Annotated in this window: 17 protein-coding genes; 6 read left to right on the top strand and 11 right to left on the bottom strand. The window is 60.9% G+C overall.

All coding sequences use genetic code 11. From position 1 onward, the window contains the following. The first annotated feature begins 121 nt into the window (after positions 1–121). Positions 122–529 carry a hypothetical protein gene (locus Pan181_RS01575; RefSeq protein ID WP_145245169.1) on the top strand — a complete coding sequence of 136 codons (408 nt, stop codon included), beginning with the start codon at positions 122–124 and terminating at the stop codon, positions 527–529. Positions 530–537: 8 nt separating this feature from the next. Here Pan181_RS01575 and Pan181_RS01570 read toward each other — a convergent pair whose 3' ends face one another. Together Pan181_RS01570 and Pan181_RS01565 are read right to left on the bottom strand one after the other, a co-directional pair. Next, positions 538–1,629 (bottom strand): site-2 protease family protein, encoded by a 1,092-nt coding sequence (locus Pan181_RS01570; protein WP_145245168.1) that lies wholly within the window; start codon positions 1,627–1,629, stop codon positions 538–540. Between the two features lie 55 nt (positions 1,630–1,684). Then, positions 1,685–3,283 carry an HDOD domain-containing protein gene (locus Pan181_RS01565; RefSeq protein WP_145245167.1) on the bottom strand — a complete coding sequence of 533 codons (1,599 nt, stop codon included), beginning with the start codon at positions 3,281–3,283 and terminating at the stop codon, positions 1,685–1,687. A gap of 284 nt (positions 3,284–3,567) precedes the next feature. Between Pan181_RS01565 and Pan181_RS01560 the strand changes: the two genes are divergently transcribed. After that, on the top strand, positions 3,568–6,654 hold the full coding sequence (locus tag Pan181_RS01560) for a YCF48-related protein (RefSeq protein ID WP_145245166.1): 3,087 nt from the start codon (positions 3,568–3,570) through the stop codon (positions 6,652–6,654). Here the strand turns inward: Pan181_RS01560 and Pan181_RS01555 are convergent. Together Pan181_RS01555 and nrdR are read right to left on the bottom strand one after the other, a co-directional pair. Beyond that, the gene (locus Pan181_RS01555; protein ID WP_145245165.1) at positions 6,651–7,544 is read right to left on the bottom strand and encodes a hypothetical protein; all 894 of its coding nucleotides are present in this window, start codon (positions 7,542–7,544) and stop codon (positions 6,651–6,653) included. The genes Pan181_RS01560 and Pan181_RS01555 overlap by 4 nt on opposite strands. A gap of 63 nt (positions 7,545–7,607) precedes the next feature. Continuing rightward, complete coding sequence (nrdR, locus tag Pan181_RS01550; protein ID WP_145245164.1) at positions 7,608–8,081, bottom strand: transcriptional regulator NrdR; 474 nt, start codon at positions 8,079–8,081, stop codon at positions 7,608–7,610. A 291-nt stretch (positions 8,082–8,372) separates the two neighbouring features. On the opposite strand from nrdR, the gene Pan181_RS01545 reads away from it, so the two are divergent. Further along, on the top strand, positions 8,373–9,044 hold the full coding sequence (locus tag Pan181_RS01545; protein ID WP_197529244.1) for a PH domain-containing protein: 672 nt from the start codon (positions 8,373–8,375) through the stop codon (positions 9,042–9,044). A gap of 36 nt (positions 9,045–9,080) precedes the next feature. Here the strand turns inward: Pan181_RS01545 and Pan181_RS01540 are convergent, their stop codons facing one another. The 6 genes from Pan181_RS01540 to Pan181_RS01515 all read right to left on the bottom strand — a co-directional run bounded on the left by Pan181_RS01540 (position 9,081) and on the right by Pan181_RS01515 (position 16,602). Beyond that, positions 9,081–10,004 (bottom strand): hypothetical protein, encoded by a 924-nt coding sequence (locus Pan181_RS01540; RefSeq protein WP_145245162.1) that lies wholly within the window; start codon positions 10,002–10,004, stop codon positions 9,081–9,083. 122 nt (positions 10,005–10,126) lie between these two features. Further along, positions 10,127–10,324: a hypothetical protein gene (locus tag Pan181_RS01535; protein ID WP_145245161.1), complete on the bottom strand. Its 198-nt coding sequence runs from the start codon at positions 10,322–10,324 to the stop codon at positions 10,127–10,129. A gap of 31 nt (positions 10,325–10,355) precedes the next feature. Then, the gene (locus Pan181_RS01530) at positions 10,356–11,411 is read right to left on the bottom strand and encodes a DUF1559 domain-containing protein (protein ID WP_145245160.1); all 1,056 of its coding nucleotides are present in this window, start codon (positions 11,409–11,411) and stop codon (positions 10,356–10,358) included. A 220-nt stretch (positions 11,412–11,631) separates the two neighbouring features. Then, positions 11,632–13,404, bottom strand: a complete 1,773-nt coding sequence (locus Pan181_RS01525) for an ABC-F family ATP-binding cassette domain-containing protein (protein WP_145245159.1) — start codon at positions 13,402–13,404, stop codon at positions 11,632–11,634. Between the two features lie 8 nt (positions 13,405–13,412). After that, positions 13,413–15,110, bottom strand: a complete 1,698-nt coding sequence (lnt, locus tag Pan181_RS01520) for an apolipoprotein N-acyltransferase (protein WP_145245158.1) — start codon at positions 15,108–15,110, stop codon at positions 13,413–13,415. Between the two features lie 37 nt (positions 15,111–15,147). Next, positions 15,148–16,602, bottom strand: coding sequence for a hypothetical protein (locus tag Pan181_RS01515; RefSeq protein ID WP_197528800.1), 1,455 nt, complete (start codon positions 16,600–16,602; stop codon positions 15,148–15,150). Positions 16,603–16,635: 33 nt separating this feature from the next. Between Pan181_RS01515 and Pan181_RS01510 the strand changes: the two genes are divergently transcribed. From Pan181_RS01510 to Pan181_RS01500, 3 genes are all read left to right on the top strand, one after another. Then, the gene (locus Pan181_RS01510) at positions 16,636–17,577 is read left to right on the top strand and encodes a metallophosphoesterase (RefSeq protein WP_145245156.1); all 942 of its coding nucleotides are present in this window, start codon (positions 16,636–16,638) and stop codon (positions 17,575–17,577) included. 177 nt (positions 17,578–17,754) lie between these two features. Next, a protein-coding gene (gene prfB, locus Pan181_RS01505; protein ID WP_391483972.1) for a peptide chain release factor 2 occupies positions 17,755–18,871 on the top strand; the annotation gives its coding sequence in 2 pieces (ribosomal slippage) (positions 17,755–17,823 and positions 17,825–18,871; 1,116 coding nt in all). Positions 18,872–18,936: 65 nt separating this feature from the next. After that, positions 18,937–19,416: a hypothetical protein gene (locus Pan181_RS01500; protein ID WP_145245154.1), complete on the top strand. Its 480-nt coding sequence runs from the start codon at positions 18,937–18,939 to the stop codon at positions 19,414–19,416. 19 nt (positions 19,417–19,435) lie between these two features. On the opposite strand, the gene Pan181_RS01495 is transcribed toward Pan181_RS01500, so the two are convergent. Further along, positions 19,436–19,981 carry an SMI1/KNR4 family protein gene (locus Pan181_RS01495; protein WP_197528796.1) on the bottom strand — a complete coding sequence of 182 codons (546 nt, stop codon included), beginning with the start codon at positions 19,979–19,981 and terminating at the stop codon, positions 19,436–19,438. Positions 19,982–20,075 lie beyond the last annotated feature (94 nt).

Below are 20,075 nucleotides of genomic sequence, written 5' to 3'. Positions count from 1 at the left end.
AACCTGGAGAAGGCATGCAAAAGCTTGACGCCTGGTGAACCGCGAGACTAAACTAGCGGAAACCAGCAGCAGGCGGCTGATCTTCCCCTCTTTTTCTAGCGCGTTCTATCGAGACCTTGCCATGCTTCAACTTGCCGTCTTCATCTATGGAATCGTTGTGCTGTTTCGTGGCAAGTTCGCGCTCGGCGGTGGTCGCGAGGTGGTCGGAACGCGGGCACGCATCTTGGGAGTTCTCTGTGTTTGCGTGCTTCCGTTTGCTTTCTGTATCGGTCTGGCGATCGGCCTGCTTGCCTTATCGGGCGTGATCGACATGCCCGATCAAATGGTGATGGTCGCGATGGATCTAGGCGTCGTGATCGGCACGATTGTCTTGGTCTACGTGCTCGGCAACACGTTCTACAAACGCCAAGCACAGGAAGAACTGGAAGCCGCGGATCCCTACAGTCCGCAAACGAGCAGTTCCACGCGGGGCCCCAGCTACTCGGTGCCGGATCCCAACAATCCTTACGCGTCGCCGACGCAGGATTAGCTTTCGAGTTACTGCTTGAGCCCCAAGAGCGGGAAGCAAAGAACCGGAATCGATAGCGACGCAACGCCGACGATCCAGCGAACGTCGTCGAGTTCCACGTCGTCGTCGGCCGTCGGGGGATGATGGACCCCCATCAGGATCACCAGAATCAGCATGGGTGTCCACAGCGCGGCCTGTTCGAGGAACAGCACCACGTACACGATCGCAGCGATCACAAACCCTTGCGCGTATGTGCGGGCTTGGGGACCGAACAAACCGTACAGGGTGTGGCCCCCATCGAGTTGGCTGATCGGCATCATATTCAACCCAGTGATCAGCATGCCGACCCAACCGGCCATGAACCAGGGATTCACCTGCGAGATGCTGATCCAATCGGCGCGGTCCGACCACTCGGGGTGGATGGTGTCGATCATCAACGTGACGATCAACGGGCTGTTGAGTTGAATCTCGCGTGGCGCACCCGGCGAGGTCGAAAGGTCGAGTTGTCCGACGCCGATGCACAGAATCGGGATGGCCACGGCCAGGCCGGCCAGTGGTCCGGCGAGACCAATATCGAAGATCTGTTTGCGATCGGCCTTCATTCCATCCATGCTGATCACAGCTCCCATGGTCCCAATCGGGTTGAACGGCACCGGGATGCAGAGCGGATAGCTGGCCGGTATGCGATGGCGAAGCGTTTGCAGGAAGTGCCCCATCTCGTGGGTCAGCAAAATGGCCAAGACCGCGCCCATATAGATGAGCCCATCCTGCCAGTTGTGCTGGATCACTTGCCACATCTCAGTGGTGCTGCCCATGCGATCGGTCGGCTTGTAATGGGTCGCTCCAACCCAGAAAGTCGACATGCAAGTCGCAATGAACAGCAAGATCGGCAAGCGGATGTTGCGCCGAATCGGTTTGTCCTCATCGTCCGCGGAGTTGAGATCGGAACTGCGAAGCTCACGATACTCGGCTTGGACCTCGACCTGGACTGGCCGGTGATCGGGCGCGGTGAGTTCGACTTCTACCCCCCGGGCAGGGCTCGCGGCCCCCTCCGGCGCAGCACTGGCCGCAGCGGCAGGCGGGGTGGTCGGTGTTTCGTGGGGCTGGGCGTCGTCGGGCATGGTGCCGATCTTATCAAACAGTCTGCGGGCCTGCGACCCAAGGGGCGGACACGGCTTAGTAAACTTCGATGCTTTTCACGGAACTGCCGCCCGCATGGCGTGCCGCCGACAGGCAATTTTCTGCGGCCTCGACCAACCGAACCGACTCCCAACCCTTGGGAATCCCGGAAATCGAAGCGGCTCCGGCCTTGATGTTCGGCGGCACCGCGTGGCCACTATTCGAGTCGACCAGTCGCACTAAGCGCTGTGTTAGCTCTACGGCCTCGCGACGCTCGATGTTCGGCAAGACGATGGCAATCGATGCTTCTGATAGCCGCAAGTACTGGTCGTTGCTCAGCTGGTACTCTTCCATCAGCGGCTGCAGCGCCGAATTGAGTGCGGCCGCGGCGTCGGTCGACATGCTTCCGTCGTCGGCCATCGATGCTTCGATGCATACCAGGCTCAAACTGATGCGCTGCTCGCGACAATCGATCGCCTGCTGCGCGACCACCTTCGCCAGCCGCGCCCGAGCGGTCGCTAGGGCCGCCTCGACCGAAGTAGTGCGGCTGCGAGGTCCCCGCATGGCGGAAGCCTGGGGTGCGTCGGCGCGACCTTGCCCCTGCAAGGCCGAGTCGCCTGGCGGCGGCACCCGTGTGAAGTCGCGCATCGCTTGTTGCAACTCGCTCGAATCGCTCAGCACCTGCGCACACAGTTGATCCTCGGTAAGCATCAGCATGCCTGCTGCGTCGGTGGCGACTTGCGACATGAGTTCGTGCGCTTCGAGCAACACCTCGGTGTACTTGGCCGTTTCCGACACTTCCACCTGTAGCACGCTGGCCAACTGCTCGACGCGAGGTTCGACTTCAGCCAGCAGTCGGCTGAGGTCGTCGCTGGTGAGCCCACAGTAACACTCCCCTTGCTCGAGCAAGTCGGGCAATACCTTCAAGCGGTGATCGTTCACCAGCTCGACCATCAGATTCGCGAGCGCGAGGATCTGCGGAATCGATTGTTCGTTGGAGTAGTCGCCGACCGTGTTTTGCTTGAGCGGTGCAGTCTCGATGCTGGCCGCGTAGATCTCTGGCAATGACCAATGCCGCAGCAGCGCGACCGTAAGCTGCCGATGGTCGAAGCCTAGCGAGCGTTGTTCGAACTCAATGAGCCGGCCCCCCTCGCTTTGCACTTGGGCGAGAAAGTTCGCGTAAGGCGAGCCGACTTGTTGCAGCAGCACCAGCTTGCCGATGTCGTGCAGCAGTGCGACGAGAAAAGCATCGTCGCCTGGCGACTTCCACTGGGTCTCGGCTAACTGCCGCGCGGCGACCGCCCGCGTGAGGGCGGTGCGCCAGTACTGGGCCAGCTGCACCGCGTCGAGGTCGGCCAGCAAGCCTTTCGGCAAACTGAAACCAAGCACCAGCAACTTGAGCGGCTTGATCCCCAACAGGGCGATCGCCTGAGTAAGGTTCTCCACTTTACCACTCAGCCCGAACATCGCGCCGTTCACCACTTTGAGCAGCTTGGCCGCCAAGGCCGGATCGCGCTCGATGCACTCCTTCAGCGCCCGCGTATCTACGCGATCGCTATTGGTCAGCTGCAGCACTTCCATGGCAACCGCTGGCAGCGTGTAGAGCGTACCAGCCTTTGCAATCAGGGATTCCAAGGGAGAGGATGGATCGGGCATGGCGAATCGGTGGTGTCCGAGGACAAGGACTTCGAGTGGCTAATTTGTAGTGTTTTTGGGTCTGGCGAGCCATGCCGTGTCGCACGGGCAGACCCTGCCTTGGAACTCTACCTTACTCCTGGGATTCGGCTTGCCGACATTCCAGTGAAGTTGCTAGCACAATCGGCATAAACAGGCCTTTCGAGGCGAACTTCGTCTAGGGGAAATGGCGGCAAACCGGTTACAATAGCCAGCAACTATCGCGAAATTCGCTCTTCCCAAGCGACAGCAAGGATGCTTGATCGATGACTTGGACCACCCGCATATTCGTTTCGTTGCTGGCGATCTTCACGCTCGCCAGCCCGATCTACGCACAATCGCTGGCCGCCCAACTGCAATCAGGCCGATCGCGAAGAGCTAACAACGCGCAAACCCTCGACCAAGTACTGGCCGACGACGCAACGTTGCACGACGTGACGTTTGTCGATGCGCAGCATGGTTGGGCCGTGGGAGATCGCGGGGTGATCTTGTCCACCGACGATGGCGGCGCGCACTGGACCGCCCAACGGTCCGGCGTTACTTGCCCTTTGCTGTCGGTCAGCTTTGCCGACGACCAGCGAGGCTGGATCGTCGGTGGCTCGGCCGCTCCGCTCACGCATCGCACCACCGGCGTGGTGCTTCGCACCATGGATGGTGGTGCTCACTGGCAAACGGTCGACACCCCTACCCTACCCCGTCTGACATTCGTCAAGTTCTTCGACGCCGCTCATGGCGTTGCGACCGGCTACGGCAGTAGCTTCTACCCCGCTGGCATGTTCGCCACCCGCGACGGTGGCAAAAGCTGGCAGGCCCTGGCGAGCCGATCGCAGAGCACTTGGCTGGCTGCTGACTTCGTGGATGCCGACACCGGCTACCTGGCCGGTGCGCACGGCGCTCGCGGCGTCGTGTTCGATCGCGAGATCCATGCTCCTCCGCTCGGGTCGACCGACCTTCGCGAACCTCGCGCGCTCTGCGCGGTGTCGACCACCGAAGCCTGGCTCGTCGGCAGCGATGGCCAAGTGCTGCACAGCACCGACTCCGGCACCACTTGGCAACCTCCCACGAGTCCTCCGCTGTCGCTTTCGGTAGCGATGGAACGTGGCTGGCAATGGAACGCGGTCGCGGCGGTCGGTTCGCACGTGTGGATCGCAGGCATGCCAGGCAGCGTGATTGCCTACTCGGCCGATGCTGGAGCCAGCTGGACTCCCCAAGCGACCGGGTTGAGCCTACCGATTGAACAACTAGCGTTCGTCGACACTCAGCGCGGCTGGGCCGTTGGCGCTGCCGGCACGATTGTGGCCACCGACGATGGCGGTCGCACCTGGCGACGCCAACGCGGCGGCGGACGCGCTGCCATGCTTACAGTGGTCGGCGCTTCGCAGCAAATGCCGCTTGAGGCCACCGCCCGCTACGCTGCAGGCGACGGTTACCGCACCGCAATCGTGCCGCTGTTCGGCTCGACCCCGACCGCCGACACCACGATCGACAAGCATCGCACCGCCGAGGCCCTGGTCGCGTGCGGCGGCGAAGCCCAACCGCCGCTCTGGAGCGACGACCTGCCAGCGCTGGCTTATCACGCCTCGCCGGAACAATTGCTGGCCGAGCTGAATCGCATGAGCGATGGTCAGGCAACCGAACGACTGGTCGCCAAGATGGTACTCGCGATCCGCGGCTGGCGGCCCGAGGTGATATTGGTGTCGCACAATCGCAATGCAGCCGGCAGCGCGGCCGATCGGTTGGTCGAAGCACTGCTGGAGCAAGCCATCGTGCGAGCGGCCGATCCCACGCAGGAGGTTAATCTCGCAGGGCTCGGCGTTGGTGCCTGGCAAGTAAAGCGAACCGTTGGGTTGCTTCCCGCCGGCGAGCGCGGCACCATTCGCATGGCGACCGACGACTTCGTGCCCGCGCTGGGTGGTTCGCCCAGTCATCAAGCCTCGACGGCTCGCGGGTTGCTGTTTAGCGAGCATACGATTCCCGCTCCGCTGGTGGAGATGGAGATCATCAAGCAACTGGCTGGCCTGGCCACGAGCACCCGCGACCCGTTCGCAGGGCTGAACCTGCCGAGCGGCGGCGACGCCCGACGCCCGGTGATCATGTCGAACCCCTCCGACCTCGACCGCTTGCGCAAGCTAACGCAAAAGCGAGGGCAGCTCGTTCGCCTGCTTGAATACACCGAAGGAAGCCCCATCTGGAGCGGCCAGGTGGTGCAGCTCACCGCGGGACTCGACACCGAATCGGGCGGCGAGCTCCTGTACCAACTGGCCGAGGGATATCGCTCGACCGGGCGGCAAGCGATGGCTGCCGACACACTATACCTGCTGGCCCGCCGATACCCCGACCACCCGCTCACCGAGCAAGCCCTCGGCTGGCTCGTGCAGTACTACGCGAGCGGCGAGATCGCTCACCTGACTGTCCGCCGACAAGCTAAGGAAATTCGCGAGCGGCCGCTGGCGAATGTCGACCGCTCGCAGCCGGGCACTCCTCCGCCGGCGGAGCTTCCACAGGACCAAGGGGGCGGCACCAACGACCTCGACGCGGATGGTCGGCTCGAACGAGCAACCGCGCTCGGCGACTATCTCTCTAGTAATCGCCCTGCGATGTACGCGGAGCCTGCGTTGCGATTCCCGCTCGCGGTCGCATCGCGCAAGCTGGGCTTCGACAACACGGCCGACCGCTACTTCATGGTGCTCGCCAAGCAGGACGTAGCCGCTGGTTGGAGCACTGCCGCGCAGGCCGAAACCTGGCTCGCGAAGCCCGACGAACTGCCGCCAAACAAACCGGTGGCTACCTGCAAGGCGATTGCTGAGCCGCCGCACCTCGATGGGCAGTTCGACGAACCCTTCTGGCAACAAGCCCGCGCGTTTCGCGTTGAAACGCAAGCAGGACGCGACGACCTGACCGCAGCGAGTGTGCAACTCGCCCGCGACGAGAACTTCCTGTACATCGCGATCCGAGCACCACGAATGGCAGGTGAAACCTACCCTGAAGAAAACGGCCCCCGCGCCCGCGATGCCGACCTGTCGGCGTTCGATCGAGTGAAACTGTCGTTCGATATCGATCGCGATTACTCGTCGGCCTACGAGCTAACGGTCGACTGCCGTGGTTGGACCAGCGATGCCTGCTGGGGCGATCGCTCGTGGAACCCCAAGTGGTATGTCGCCCAGCGACTGACTCCGCAGGAGTGGTCGGTGGAAATCGCGGTGCCATGGAGCGAAATGTCGGAAGAAGGCCCCGCGCTGCTCGACGCCTGGTGCTTGCGGGCGACCCGCGAGACCTCGCACGGGCACGCCGCCAGCTGGACCGGCACGGCCGACCATTCGCCCGATGCGTTCGGGCTGCTGTTGTTCCGCTAGTCGTCCTTCGGGGGACGCTCGCGTTTCACAACCCGCCAGGCGAGTACCAGCAACAGCGGCAACGCCCAATGCGACGCTCGCTGGCTGAACTCCGAGGCCCCAACAGCGGGGAACTCGGTCGACACCACTGGTAGCACAATCAAGCGAGCCGCCGCGGTAATCAATCCCCAGAAGGCCATGTAGCCGGCCACTAGTCGCGAGCGGAACAGCAAGATCAACATTGCCAAGGTCAGGTCGACCACGCCGATCACTACCAGCGAGGTTTGGGCGAGCGACTGCGAAATGCCAAGGCCGAGCACTCGCTGTCCGGAGAGCATGATCATGTCGATGAACTTGGGGTGCATCGAGAGCGCTTCGAGCCCATGCCCCGCGAACGTCAGGGCCACGCTCACCCGCACGAGCCATTCGCTGAACCAGCCGAACGATACGCCGAGCAGCTTTCGCTTGTTCGACCAATGCACCAGGATCAGCACCAACGGCGCAGCGATGCGGGCGGCTCCCGTGGCAAATGGTAGCAGCGGTACCACCTGACCGGCAACCTGGCGAAGCACGCCGGAGCCGAGCCAACTGGTCGACAACGGGTAGCCCTCGCCGATCTGCCAGGAGGCCACCGCGTAGCAGAACTGGAATGCCGCCATGGCGTAGAGCAGCACGCGGGAAGGTCGCACCAAGGTCGACACCGCGGTGACGAACAGCACCGCTGCCACGGTGCGCGAGATCACCAGCGCGGTCCCTTCGCCAAGCGCAAGCCCGCCGACGTCGGTCGGCTCCCACAACCAGCCAAGGAAGGGCGACTCGTTCAAGATGCCGAGCAACCAAGCGTACCCCAGCGCCTGCATGGCAACCGCGATCCGCAGAATCCAATCAATCAGTCGGCTGTCGTTGTTCACAGCAGGAAGCTCTCTCGGCAACGAGGGGCGTTACGTTGGCGGGATGGAAACGGAGGGGATAGCCTAGTGCGGCGTAGCCGGCGGGCGTTTTTCGAGGATGGTTCGCAGTTCTTCCAGGAAGTCCTGCACATCGTTGAACTGGCGGTACACGCTGGCAAATCGCACGAACGCGACTTCATCTAAGTACCGCAGGTGTTCCATCACCAGAATGCCGAGTTGCCGCGATTCGACTTCTGTATCGTACTTCGCGTACACATCGTTTTCGATGGCGGCCACGGTATTGTCGATCTGACGGCTAGTGATTGGCCGCTTCCAACATGCCCGCTCGAGACCTCGGCGAATCTTGTCGCGCGAGAAAGGTGCCCGCGAACCGTCCTTCTTTACCACCTTAATAGTCGACTCTTCGGGTCGCTCGTAAGTGGTATAACGACGATTGCACGACAAACACTCGCGGCGTCGGCGTATGGCCGAACCGTCCTGGCAGGCTCGCGAGTCAATCACGCGATCGTTGTCGGCGCGACAAAAGGGGCATTTCATAACCCCCGAGTATACCGCACCCGCCTAGCGGCTCACAACTGCTGCGAAGGGGGCATTTTTTCCTTTCGCGCTACGGTCACCCCAAGATCGGGCGCTTGCTGACGAATAGGGGTTTGAGTGAAACTAGTGCCTGCCAGACGCTAGCAACCGGTGGTTCGGACACCACTAGCAAGCCAGCCGACGCTTGCTGGGCGAAATGGACACGCAGTGCGATTTACACTCTACTGGATGCCAATCGCTCGGTTGCCCCGTACCAAAACCTATCGACTCATCAACGAGAAAGCGGATTCGATGAATTGTCCCAGTTGCCAAACCGAAGTGAACGAAAAGGTAAAGTTTTGCCCCGAATGTGGTGCTCGCATTGCCGATGACGAAGCACTGATTGACGACGCGGAACGCGACGCCGACTTCCCGCTACCTGGCGACAACGAACCAAAGCAACGGTTTCAGAATGCGGTCGCTTCGCGGCAATCGGGAGCCGACATCGAAGAAGACGACATCTGGAGCGGTAGCTACTCCCCCAAGGCGATGGTCGGCTGGTGGATTTCGGCCGCAGTGATCACCGTGGTCGCACTGATTGCTTCGCTGATTTATTTCAGCAATGCCTTCTGGTGGATCGTGCTCGGCCTGGCCATTGGTTGGGCGGCAATCGGAGGTCGCTACGCGGTGCGTCGACTCGGGGTGACTTACCACCTGACCAGCCAGCGATTCATCCACGAGACAGGTCTGCTCTGGCGACGCACCGATCGGATCGAGCTGATCGACATCGACGACGTCACGTTCCGCCAAGGTCCGGTCGAACGGATGTTCAATGTCGGCACCATCGAACTGTTGAGCAGCGACATTACCGATCCGAAGATGACCCTGCCAGGCATCGAAGGGGTGCGTTCCGTGGCCGACCTGATCGACGACCTGCGCCGCAAAGAGCGCCGTCGCCGAGGGCTGCACATCGAAGCGGTGTAAGCAACGATGGCTTAGGTTGATTCGAGCGTCCGACGCCTAGTTGGCGTCGGGCAACTGCTCGTACTTGGCGGTTTGGCTCTCAAGGTTCGTACCATCGAACGTTTGCCCTTCGAGCGGGCTATCGACTTTGCCTTTGAGCACTTGGAAGGTTGCGACGCGAGTCGACTGCGCTTCGGGGCCATGATCGGAGTCTTCGTAGAGATGGACTCGGTGATCGATCACCACCGACGCGGATACCGGATCGGCACCTTCCATTGGCGACTCCTTCAGTGGCAATGCCAACTCGGTGTGCAGCAGGATGTCGAGCAGCACCCCCTTCTCGGTCGGCGTGGCCGACGCCAACTTGGCTCTCGACTTGATCTGCTCGGCTTGAATGTTCTCCTCTTCCTGACCAAGCATGGCCAACAGAGCCTTGGGCTCGCCTTGCCATTCGTCGCCGACCTTCCGCGGAGTGTCGCTGCCAAACACGTCGTTGGTCGTTACCTCGTCGGTATCGAACAGCAGAATCCGCGGCAACAGCTGCTGCGCGGCTTGCGAAAGCGCACGTCCATCGCTGCGAACGAAACGAGGCTCGCCGTCGTTGGCTTCGGCGGTCATTTCTGTTTCGGGTTCGACGATCGTCATCTGCTGATCGCCCATGGTGGCGACCGCCTTGTGTACCACGTAATGTCGCTTGGTCTCCTGCTTGCGCTCGTTGACCGCAAGAATCTCAACGGTCGCTTCAAACTCGATCTTGACCGTTGAATCCTGCTTGTTGAGCACCACTTCGCCGCTGCGGATGATTCGCTTGAGCTGCTGCTGGGCGGTGAGCTGCATGTTGTAGCGTTGTCCCACTCGTCCACTCGGGGCGAATTGAACCACGTAGCGTTCGTCCCCTTCGGCCGCGGATGCGGCTGCGGTGAGAGTCGTAAGAAACAGTAAGCAACTAGATGCCAGAAGCCGCCCAGGATGACCAAACATGCGTTTCCCCTTCAAAGCAAATCACTACAAAAAAACAGGCGGACGCTTCGTTCGCACGAAAGTCGTCCGCCTGTAGATTAACATACCTGAATGCTAAAGGCGATGATTCTCACCCCGGCAGCTTACAGTTGCCGCTTGGGGTTGGAAGGCTGAGCGGGTCCGCTGCCTCCCTGCATCGACTTCAGTTGACTGTCGTCGGGCAGGCTGGTTGGCTTCTCAGGGATTTGCACTTCCGAGCCACTCTCCGAGCAACCCGAAATCACAAACAACATCAAAGCACACATCACAACCTGCAAAGTTCCGCTGGTCAGCCACTTCATGCAGCGACGAATGGAAACGGTTTTTTGGGAACTAATCCTCATTGATGGTTTCTCCATAAGCCATCGACGCATAAGCATCGAGTACGGTGTAATCTACATCGCGGGTCAATGACTTCACCGATCCATCGACAAGCGAAAACAGTACGGTGTCGCCGGTATGCACACTGCCTAAGTAGGCGTAGTGGGTATCGTAGTCGGTGGTTTCGGTATCTTCCTGGCCGGTGTACATGCCATAGTAGGTAGTCATGGTTGCACCACCGATCCACGCAGTGCTCACTACGAGTCCCCCCTGGGGACCGTCACCATAGTCGAGACCTTCGCCCATCGAACCGGGCGATTCGCCGAACATGATTGTGTTCGAAGTTCCATCGGTCACGCGGCTCAAAGCCACCTTGGTACGGTATCCAAACACACCGCGGTAAGCATCATACGCTTCATAGCCAGGACCAAGTTCACCGTACACGCCGGAGATCGGCAAGTAGTGCGTCACTTGTTGTTCGGCCTCAGCACCATACACTTCGCCACCGAGTACGTAGCTACTTCCATCCACCCAGTGAGCCAAGCGACGGAAGGTACCGTACGAAGGCGATTCGTTACCGACCGATGGGCACAGGAACGCGGTCAGCGTCGACTGACCTGCGTACCAAGGTCCTTCGACACTCCAGTAGGGTAAGTCGTAGCTGTTGGCACCGTTCTGGTAGTTATCGGTTAGCAACGACTCCACGGCCGTCGCTTCGAGGTAAGGCAAAATCTGCGAGTAAACGCCAGTCCACTGCTGATTCTTACCATTCACCTGGTCAGCGCGGATATCGTCGAAGTCGCGACCCGAGAGATATCCGGCAGGAAGCTTACTGTAGGCGCTCTCGTAGTTGAGCGTCGCAAGTGCTAGTTGCTTAAGGTTGTTGGTACAACCAGTGCGGCGGGCCGCTTCGCGGGCGCTCTGCACCGCGGGCAACAGCAAGGCGACCAAGATGCCGATGATGGCTATCACCACCAACAACTCGACCAGGGTAAAAGCAATACGAGAACGTCGGGCCGAAGCTGCCCTGCACACGCGGGCAGCCGGCTCACAGAAATGGCGATTCATGCGAACTCCGGGTGGGGGGGAGGTATGAAAGATGAAATTGCAGGACCGGGCATTAAACCCGGCTCATCCCCTTAAGGGCCGCAAACCGCCGCGCGTCCCATGAAGAAATAGTAAAGACTGCCCCGAGATCCGTCAATTCGTTATAAAAAAAGTCGACTATTTATACGGAAATTGCGTTGGTAATGCAGTCAATTGCGCAGAAATCCACCCACATGAGCGGTTAAGCGCCTTCCAACTCTTCATAGAGCTCTAGCCATTCGTGCTCGAGTGTCTCGACTTCCTCCCCGATGGCTGTGGTCCGCTCGTGTAAATCCGTTGCTTCTTTCGGATCGGTTACCTGTAGCAAACGAGCGTTTAGTTCCTGGCGTTCGGTATCGAGTTTGGCAATCTTGCGTTCTACCGCTTTAAGTCGCTTTTGCGACTCACGATCCGCCCGCGCGTTGGCCTTGCGGTCGACCACGGCCGCGGGTTGATGATTGTGGGCGGCCGCTTCGCTGCGAAGCCCCGCATCGATTTCTTTCTGCACGCGGTAGACGTAGTCGTCGTAACTCGCGGGATAGATCACCACCCGACCTTCGCGCACTTCGATCACGTCGGTCGCTACGCGGTGCATGAAGTGCCGGTCGTGGCTCGTGAAGATCACCGTTCCTTGGTAACGCTCCAGCGCGTCGGCCAGCGCTTCAACGGTTTCGACATCCAAGTGGTTGCCTGGTTCGTCGAGCACTAGCACGTTGTGCTTCTGCAACAGCAAACCCGCTAGCACCAACCGTGCCCGCTCACCACCACTGAGCACTTTGACGCGTTTGTTGATCAGCTCGCCGCTGAATAGGAAGCTTCCAGCGATGTCCTTGATTTGCTGGGTCGTGGTATCGGGCGCGGCCTGGTACTCCAGGTATTCCATGACCGAGTGCTTGGGATCGAGCGTGGTGTAAACATGCTGCGCGTAGACACCGAGTTCGCACCCATAGCCCCATTTAATCTCGCCCGCTTGCGGCGGCAACGAATCGCAGATGGTTCGCAGAAAGGTGGTTTTGCCTTGGCCGTTATCACCGACGATACCGACCCGCGAGCCATGTTCGATCTCCACATGAATGTCGTCGGCCACGACGACATCGGGATAGCCAATGGCCAAGGCTTCGGTGCGGACTGCCGGGCCGCGGCGGGCTTCGATTTGCGGAAAGCTAAACGACACGGTCGCTTCGTCGCCGGCCACTTCGACCAGTTCCAATCGTTCGAGCTGCTTCGCCTTGTTGCGGGCCTGGCTGGCCGTGTTGGCGTTCGCCCGATTCTTGTTGATAAAGGTCTCGAGCTGCTTGCGTTTGGCTTGAGTCGCTGCGTTGACTCGCAAGTCGTGCTCGCGGCGTTCGTCGACGTTCGCCAGGTACGACTCGACGTTGCCGGGATACATGTTAAGCTGCCCGCGCGAGACTTCGAGCGTGTGCGAGCAGGTCTTCATCAGGAACTCGCGATCGTGCGACACGATCAGGCAGCCGCCGCGGAACTCGCGGAGAAAGTGCTCGAGCAGCATCTGGGTACGCAGGTCGAGAAAGTTGGTTGGTTCATCGAGCACCAGCAGGTTGGGATCGTGCAACAACAGCGCAGCAAGCTTCACGCGGGTTTGCCATCCGCCGGAGAGTTCGCTCACGGGGTTGTGCAACATGGCGTCGGTCAACGCGAACTGCCAGGCCACCTGCCCGCACTTCCAATCGGGCTGCTGACTATCGCGCATCAGGAAGTCGATCACGGTCTCGCCGGGGTGGAACGGGTCGTGCTGGCGGAGGTAGCCGAGTCGCAGCTTCTTGCTCTTCACCACTTCGCCCGCGTCGAGATCTTCCTCGCCGAGCAGGATGCGGCACAACGTCGACTTGCCTGCTCCGTTGCGGCCGATGAGCCCCACCTTCTGGTCGTCGGCCAGGGCGCAAGTTGCCCCGTCGAGCAATAGCTGTTCGCCGTACCGTTTATGCGCATCTTGAAGCGTGAGAACTACTGGCATCTTATCTTTTAGGACTGGGTTGCAAGGCGACGCTGAATGATTCCGACCACGAATACCAATACCGTACCAGCCAGGCAGGCAATGGCGAAAGTGTCGCCGTACCGCAGGTAGAGCGACGCGTGCCCGCCAGGCTGGACATCGACCAGCAGCACCTGGTTCGTCACCGGCTGCGACAGGTCGAGCACACGGCCAGCCACATCGATGTTGGCCGACAGCCCCCCGTTGGCGGCCACCACCACCGGCGTACGGCACTCGATCGCCCGCAACCGGGTGCAGGTGAGGTGCATCGCCAGCTCGCTGGAATCGTAAAACCACGAATCGTTGGTCACGTTCACCAGCACATCGGGCCGCTGCTCGGCGTCGGCCAGCTGCACCACCTGACGTCGCACCACGTGCGGCATCACGGTTTCGTAGCAGATGGTCGGCATGTAGCGGGTGCCTTCGATGTCGAACACCACCGGCAGCTCGCCGGGCGTGACGCCGCCGATGGGGAAGAAATTGTAGATCCCCGGCCAGTAGGTTCCGCCAGGCACGTACTCGCCGAACATCACCAGGTGGGTCTTATCGTAGATGCCGAGCAGCTCGCCTTGCCGGTCGACCGCCACCGCGGCGTTGAACACTTGATACTGCTGCTGCATCGACCCTTCGGTGCCGTGATGGAAGAAACGGTCGCAGCCGACCAGGATCGGCGCACCGAGGTCTTCGACGGTTCGCTGTAAGTCGCCAGGTGCGGCCGACTCCATCTGCATCAGCTCCACCGCCCCGATGGTGCTAGCCACCTCGGGCGTGCAGGAGTAAAGCGGGGTGCGAAACGCTCCCTCGGGCCAGACGACCAGGTCGAGTTCGCCGTCGGCCGACTTTTGCTTGGCCTCGGCCGTGAGCCTCAGGTAGGTCTCCATCACACGTTGCTCGCGCCCGGGATCCGGCACCCACACCGCCCGCTCGTTGCCTTGGATGAGCGCGAGCCGCTTGGGCATGGCGTCATCCGCAGGGGCCAGTTGCGCTAGCCGCCATTGTCCGTACCACCAACTGGCACTGACCGCACAGACTGCGAGTATCAGGCTCGCGATCACCCGCACTCCTGGCGGGCAGCAGGAGACCACCGGCAATTCCGACTGCTCCAGGCGGCGACGCACCACTGGCTGCACGGCTACGAGTTCCCACAAACAGCTGGCCACCAGCATGATGAGCGCCGACACGAGATAGGCTCCCGCCAGGTCGGCGATCTGCACCAGCGGTGCGTGGTCGACTTGCGTGTGACTAAGCGCGCCCATCAGGAAGCCGCTAATCACGTGGGCTTCGAGCCATTCGATGGCAACCCACGCCATAGGGGCGACCAGGCAGAGCGGCATTCGTAGTCGCTGGCCCCCCATCCGTGTGGCCGCGATGAACAATGGGAGATAGATGCCGAGATAGCCAGCCAGGAAGAACAGCCCGACGATCGTCGCCGGATGGGCCAGGCGTATCCAGTGCACCGCCAGCATCCAGTAAACCGCGCCGGCGAGCCAGATCTTCAAGTAGTCGCGGCGCCCCATGAGCACCGGCTTCGTCGCCAGGTACAGCCATGGGAGCGGAGCCACCCACGCACACAGGCTCCAACCAACCGGCGGTTGGGCAAGCCAAAGCAGCACCGAACCGGTCAAAGCGACGAGCAACGTCCGCGAGCGAGGTACCGGGGGCGGGCAATCATCCGATTCGGCGGGCATCGTGCATCCCTGCTTGATAGATCAATCGAACCGCGGATTAACGCAGCACTGGTGCTTCTTCGCCAGCATCCACGGGCGTTGCCTGTTGAAGGTAATTGCCGACCTGACGTTGCAGGTCGATCACCGCATCGGCGATTTCGCTGGCATCGTCGCTCTCGGCCACTTGCGATTGCCACGGTTGCCACAACGTGTCGGGCAAGCCAGCTCGCACTGCGGCGGCCGAGACCGACGCATTGATCGCGTGCTTGAGCTGCGGACGATCTTTGGCCACTGCGAGGAGCAGATTGCTTTTGAAGGCCACTTCGACCAGCGCGGCATGATCGTCGCCGTACTGCTTGCCGATGCCCTCGCCTACCTCGCGACCAACACTCAATAGCTGCTTGAGCCGCGGACCCTCGTCAGATTCAATCTTCGTGATCGATGGCATGGCAATGTCCAATCGCTTGACCACCGGAGCCAGTTCCTTACGCACCGCGGCCAGGTCGGAATCGGGAGCCAGAATTACAAAGCTCAATCGCGAGGCGTAGAGCCACACCAACTGATGCGTGTTATCGCTGTCCGGGCGAACAGGCTGGGGGGCGGTCGGCTGCCAGTCGTCCTGATTGTTGGCCACTTCGGTCGAAGGCAATTCCTCCGGCGCGGGCTCTAGCCCCATTGGTTCGTCCGGAGCAGGCTCTAGCCCGGCGGATGGCTCGAGTGGTGGCAATTCGATCGATGGGCTCTCGAAAGTCGGAGTCTCGGCGACCGCTTCGGTCGCGGGGGCTAAATCAGTTGGTTGCTCCAGCGGCTCCTCCACACCGGTGTCGTCCATGGAAGTGTCGTCGAAGCCGAACGGCAACATCTCGCCAGCATCGGCCACGGTCTCTTCCACTGGCTCGTCAGCAGGTTCCAGCGGGGGCAAATCGCTCGAGACCGACGCTTCGACCGTCGGTGGTGTGACCGTCGGCTCTTCGAGCGGCGGCAAATCGATCGACGGCAAACTCGGCGCCTCGATGTCGGCCAGCGGTGCCTCGTCACCTGTGGCTTCGTCATCGGTGATCGACGACCCTGTGCCGAACATCAGATCGGCAAACTCATCGTCACCCATCTCCGCCACTTCGGCAGCGGTTTCGTCCAACTCGTCGGCCGCAATCAGCCCAGGGGTGCTGAGTTCCTCTTCCTCGTCGCCGCTGCCAAATAAGTTATCGGAAGAAATTTCGTCCTCCACGGTCGACTCTGCGGGTGGGGCAGACTCTCCGCCCCCACTGGAGAGCGGGGTGCCATACGGATCGTTCTCCAAGACTTCCGGCTCCGTAGCGGCCGACGGATCGGTCGTATCGGTGTCGGGAGCCGCAGGAGCGGGCTGCTCTTCGTCCGGAGCCACGTAAGGCACATCTTCCGAACAACCGGCTGCCAGGAGGGCAAACAGTGTGAATATCGCGGAAATCTGGCTTCTTGCCGTCGCCAGACGAACCGATGGAGTAGCTTTGCGTACTAAACGAAGAGTCGTCACGGGGATATTGCCTATACTTCCCAAACCACCAAAATGATTGGCTCTGCTAGCCAGATATTACACTCGCGAAGCGGCCACACCCTCTCAATCATCACCATGCCGACCGAACCCGTGAAAGTCAACCGTAGACGTTTTCTACGCCGTGCTGCGCTTTGCACGGTCGGCGGGGCGGCCGCTGCTGGTTTTTACGCCTGGCGCGTCGAGCCTCATTGGGTCGACGTCGTCGAGCGCACGATGCCGCTCCGCAATTTACCCGCAGAACTCGAAGGCGCGCAGCTAGTACAGCTCTCCGATATTCATGTCGGCGAGTTCGTATCTTACCCCTATCTGCAACACTCCATCGACCGCGTCGCAGCGAGCGATCCCGAGGTTGTCGCTATCACTGGCGACCTGATGACCGCGCGACACTTGGAACAAATCGACCCGGTGGTCGACCTCGTCAAACGCCTGAAACCCGATCAACGCAAAGTAATTGCCATCCCTGGCAATCACGATTATGGGCACGGCGCACAGAATGTGAAGGTGGCCGATGTGCTCTTTGAGCGGCTCACCAACATCGGTGTTGAGTGCCTGCGGAACCAAACCACCACCTATCGCGGCCTGCAGTTCGTCGGTCTCGACGAACTATGGTCGGGCCGTTTTAGTGCTCGGCGGGCGCTCAAGGAGTTTGATACCGCCCGAGCAGGAATCGCCCTGTCGCACAATCCCGACTCCGTCGACCACAACGGCTGGGACGGGTTCCAAGGCTGGGTACTCTCGGGCCACACCCACGGCGGGCAGTGCCGAGTGCCTTACTTCGGCGCGCCGATCATCCCGATCAAGAATCGCCGCTATGTCTCGGGCGAGGTGAGCATCACGCCCGAAACCACGCTGTACGTGAATCGCGGCCTCGGTCACTCGCTGCAAGTGCGATTCATGTGCTCGCCCGAAATCACCCGGTTTCGGCTGACCTCGGCCGAATCGGCCCCAGCGTAGCGTGCGGGCTATCTCACTGCCCCCTATCCCCCCTGCCCCACGCGGGCCTGACCGCTGAAGTCTTCGCTGCCCTCTGAACCTTGCTTCGCTTGGCGGGGTCTAGCCCATTTCGCCCGAAACCGCGAAGATACCTCTCTGTTTGCCCCCAAACCACCGCATTAGCTCGTGAGTTTTCCCATGGAAAGAGAATACATCGATCGCACCACCGCGATTGAGGAGGCCCTGACTCAGCTCAGGGACTCTCTTTGACTACGCTCATAAGAAAGAGCAAATCGCCGCGATCGAACGAGAGCAGGGTGATCCGGGGTTCTGGAACGATCAAGAAAAGGCGCAAGAGCGAATCGGCGAGCTGAAGTCGCTCACCTCGGTCGTAGGGCCGCTCGACGAAGCGATTGCCGCCGCCGACGACCTGGCCGCGATGGTCGAGATGGCTGAAGAGGACGACTCGTTCGCTGCCGAAGTGCCTGCGGAGGTCGAACGCATCGAAGCACTGCTTGAGCGACTCAAGCTCAGCGCGCTGCTCTCCGGCACGCACGACGCCGCCGGGGCGATCATGACCATCAACGCCCGCGACGGTGGCACCGACGCGAACGACTGGGCCGAGATGCTGCTCCGCATGTACATCCAGTGGGCGAACAAGAACGACTACAAGATCGAACTGATCGATCGCCAGGACAACGAAGAGGCCGGCATCAACAACGCGACCATCGCCATTCGCGGGCCGATGGCCTACGGCTACCTGCGCGGCGAAACCGGCATCCACCGTCTGGTGCGGATCAGCCCGTTCAACTCCGAAGGCAAACGCCAAACCAGCTTTGCCGCAGTCGACGTGTCGCCCGAGATTAACGACTCGGTCGAAGTCGAAATCAACGAAGGCGACGTTCGCGAAGACACCTACCGCGCGAGCGGTGCCGGCGGGCAGCACGTCAACAAAACCGACTCGGCGGTGCGTCTCACCCACGAACCGACCGGCATCGTCGTGCAGTGCCAGAACGAACGCTCGCAGCACAAGAATCGGGCCACTGCCTGGAAGATGCTTCGCGCCCGCATGGCTCGCATCGAGGAAGAAAAACGCGAAGCCGAGGAGGCCGCCAAGTACGAACAGCAGGCCAAAACCGGTTTCGGCTCGCAGATTCGCAACTACTTCCTGCATCCCGACCAACGCGTAAAAGACGCCCGCACCAAGTTTCAGATGGGCAACTTCCACGCGGTGCTCGATGGCGACATCCAAGGCTTCCTCGAAAGCACTTTACGCTGGCGAGCGGGCCAACCGATTGAGGACGACGACGAGTAACCCGATACAGGGCGACTCGCGTTGCTTACCAACTCCCCACTCCTTTCCTGCAGCGGATCGCTCCCATGGCTTCGACGCCGATCGCCACGCTTGAACGACGAGGTTTGCGGGTCGACTTTTATCAACTCGACGACCGCTATTCGCACACGCTGTCGATCGTCCGCGACGCACAACCGACCGTCGTCTGGCAAAGCATCGAGCACCACGACGAAGGCCCCGCCTACCAGGAACTGCACGAGCAAACCGACCACCAAGGCAACACGCTGCTGTTCCTGAACGGGGCCGCCGGCGGAGCCCACTGGTCGATGAGCGTGCAACAAGACGACAAGGCCATCACGTTCGACGTCGCCGCCCGCGTGAGCACCGCGCCGCCGATGCGAGTGATCGAATACCAAGGCCCCACCACCGAACCGCCAGGGCTCGCCTGCAGCCAACCAGTCGGCACGTTCCATATCGACGAGTCGACCCACCGCCTCACCCTCTCCCCCACCGGCGAACACCAGCAGCTACCCGCGACCCTGCGGTGGAAGTATGGGTTTTTGTAAGCCTGCTGAGTGAGTGTGTCTAGGCAATAGGTTGCGGTGGAAATACCTCCCAGATATTCTCGCCTCGCAGCCAGGTATCGAGGTAGTCAGCCAGTGATGGGCAAACCGCGAAGAACGCGTCGTCCCATGGTTCCTCATCTTCATGTGGATTGGGCTCAAACAATACGATCGCCCCCGCCTGAGTGCTGCAGTCGATGCAGTGATACATCCCACAGCCGAGATGCCCGATCGGCAGCAGGTGCTTTGGCCAATCCCAGAAATCATCGTTCGGATTCGGTTCGCAACACGCTTTCCACAAACCGATCGCATCGAGATTGAACTCGTTTGTGGGACCGCCGACTAGCCCAAGAAATCCATAAGAATCACCGAATCCACCGTTTTGAATCTCGGAGTAGATACGGAACAACAGCGAGGGAAGCGGACGACCCAACGTTGCTTCGACCGCCGCCAAGGTTTGAACATCCAGCGGCGACGTGTCGCCCTTGAGAAGTGGCTCGTCCGTTTTCAATTCCCCCGCATCAGCACGCCGCTTCAATGCGACAAAAACATCGTGATCAGTACTCATATGTACGTTTCCTCCTCTAGCTCCGGTGTGCCTGTCGAGCGGCACCAGTGGATGGCTCCGACGATGCCGCGTGAACCCAACATCAACCATAGCC

Origin of the sequence: Aeoliella mucimassa, assembly GCF_007748035.1 — a bacterium.
Classification (GTDB): domain Bacteria; phylum Planctomycetota; class Planctomycetia; order Pirellulales; family Lacipirellulaceae; genus Aeoliella; species Aeoliella mucimassa.
Note: the sequence above shows the minus strand (reverse complement) of the source record. Positions and strands in the feature narration are given on the sequence as shown.

What these genes read in the sequence shown, in the direction of transcription:
- Pan181_RS01575 (WP_145245169.1), top strand. Translation starts at nt 122, where the DNA reads ATGCTTCAACTTGCCGTCTTCATCTATGGAATCGTTGTGCTGTTTCGT.
- Pan181_RS01570 (WP_145245168.1), bottom strand. Translation starts at nt 1,629, where the DNA reads ATGCCCGACGACGCCCAGCCCCACGAAACACCGACCACCCCGCCTGCC.
- Pan181_RS01565 (WP_145245167.1), bottom strand. Translation starts at nt 3,283, where the DNA reads ATGCCCGATCCATCCTCTCCCTTGGAATCCCTGATTGCAAAGGCTGGT.
- Pan181_RS01560 (WP_145245166.1), top strand. Translation starts at nt 3,568, where the DNA reads ATGACTTGGACCACCCGCATATTCGTTTCGTTGCTGGCGATCTTCACG.
- nrdR (WP_145245164.1), bottom strand. Translation starts at nt 8,081, where the DNA reads ATGAAATGCCCCTTTTGTCGCGCCGACAACGATCGCGTGATTGACTCG.
- Pan181_RS01545 (WP_197529244.1), top strand. Translation starts at nt 8,373, where the DNA reads ATGAATTGTCCCAGTTGCCAAACCGAAGTGAACGAAAAGGTAAAGTTT.
- Pan181_RS01540 (WP_145245162.1), bottom strand. Translation starts at nt 10,004, where the DNA reads ATGTTTGGTCATCCTGGGCGGCTTCTGGCATCTAGTTGCTTACTGTTT.
- Pan181_RS01535 (WP_145245161.1), bottom strand. Translation starts at nt 10,324, where the DNA reads ATGAAGTGGCTGACCAGCGGAACTTTGCAGGTTGTGATGTGTGCTTTG.
- Pan181_RS01530 (WP_145245160.1), bottom strand. Translation starts at nt 11,411, where the DNA reads ATGAATCGCCATTTCTGTGAGCCGGCTGCCCGCGTGTGCAGGGCAGCT.
- Pan181_RS01525 (WP_145245159.1), bottom strand. Translation starts at nt 13,404, where the DNA reads ATGCCAGTAGTTCTCACGCTTCAAGATGCGCATAAACGGTACGGCGAA.
- lnt (WP_145245158.1), bottom strand. Translation starts at nt 15,110, where the DNA reads ATGCCCGCCGAATCGGATGATTGCCCGCCCCCGGTACCTCGCTCGCGG.
- Pan181_RS01510 (WP_145245156.1), top strand. Translation starts at nt 16,636, where the DNA reads ATGATTGGCTCTGCTAGCCAGATATTACACTCGCGAAGCGGCCACACC.
- Pan181_RS01500 (WP_145245154.1), top strand. Translation starts at nt 18,937, where the DNA reads ATGGCTTCGACGCCGATCGCCACGCTTGAACGACGAGGTTTGCGGGTC.
- Pan181_RS01495 (WP_197528796.1), bottom strand. Translation starts at nt 19,981, where the DNA reads ATGAGTACTGATCACGATGTTTTTGTCGCATTGAAGCGGCGTGCTGAT.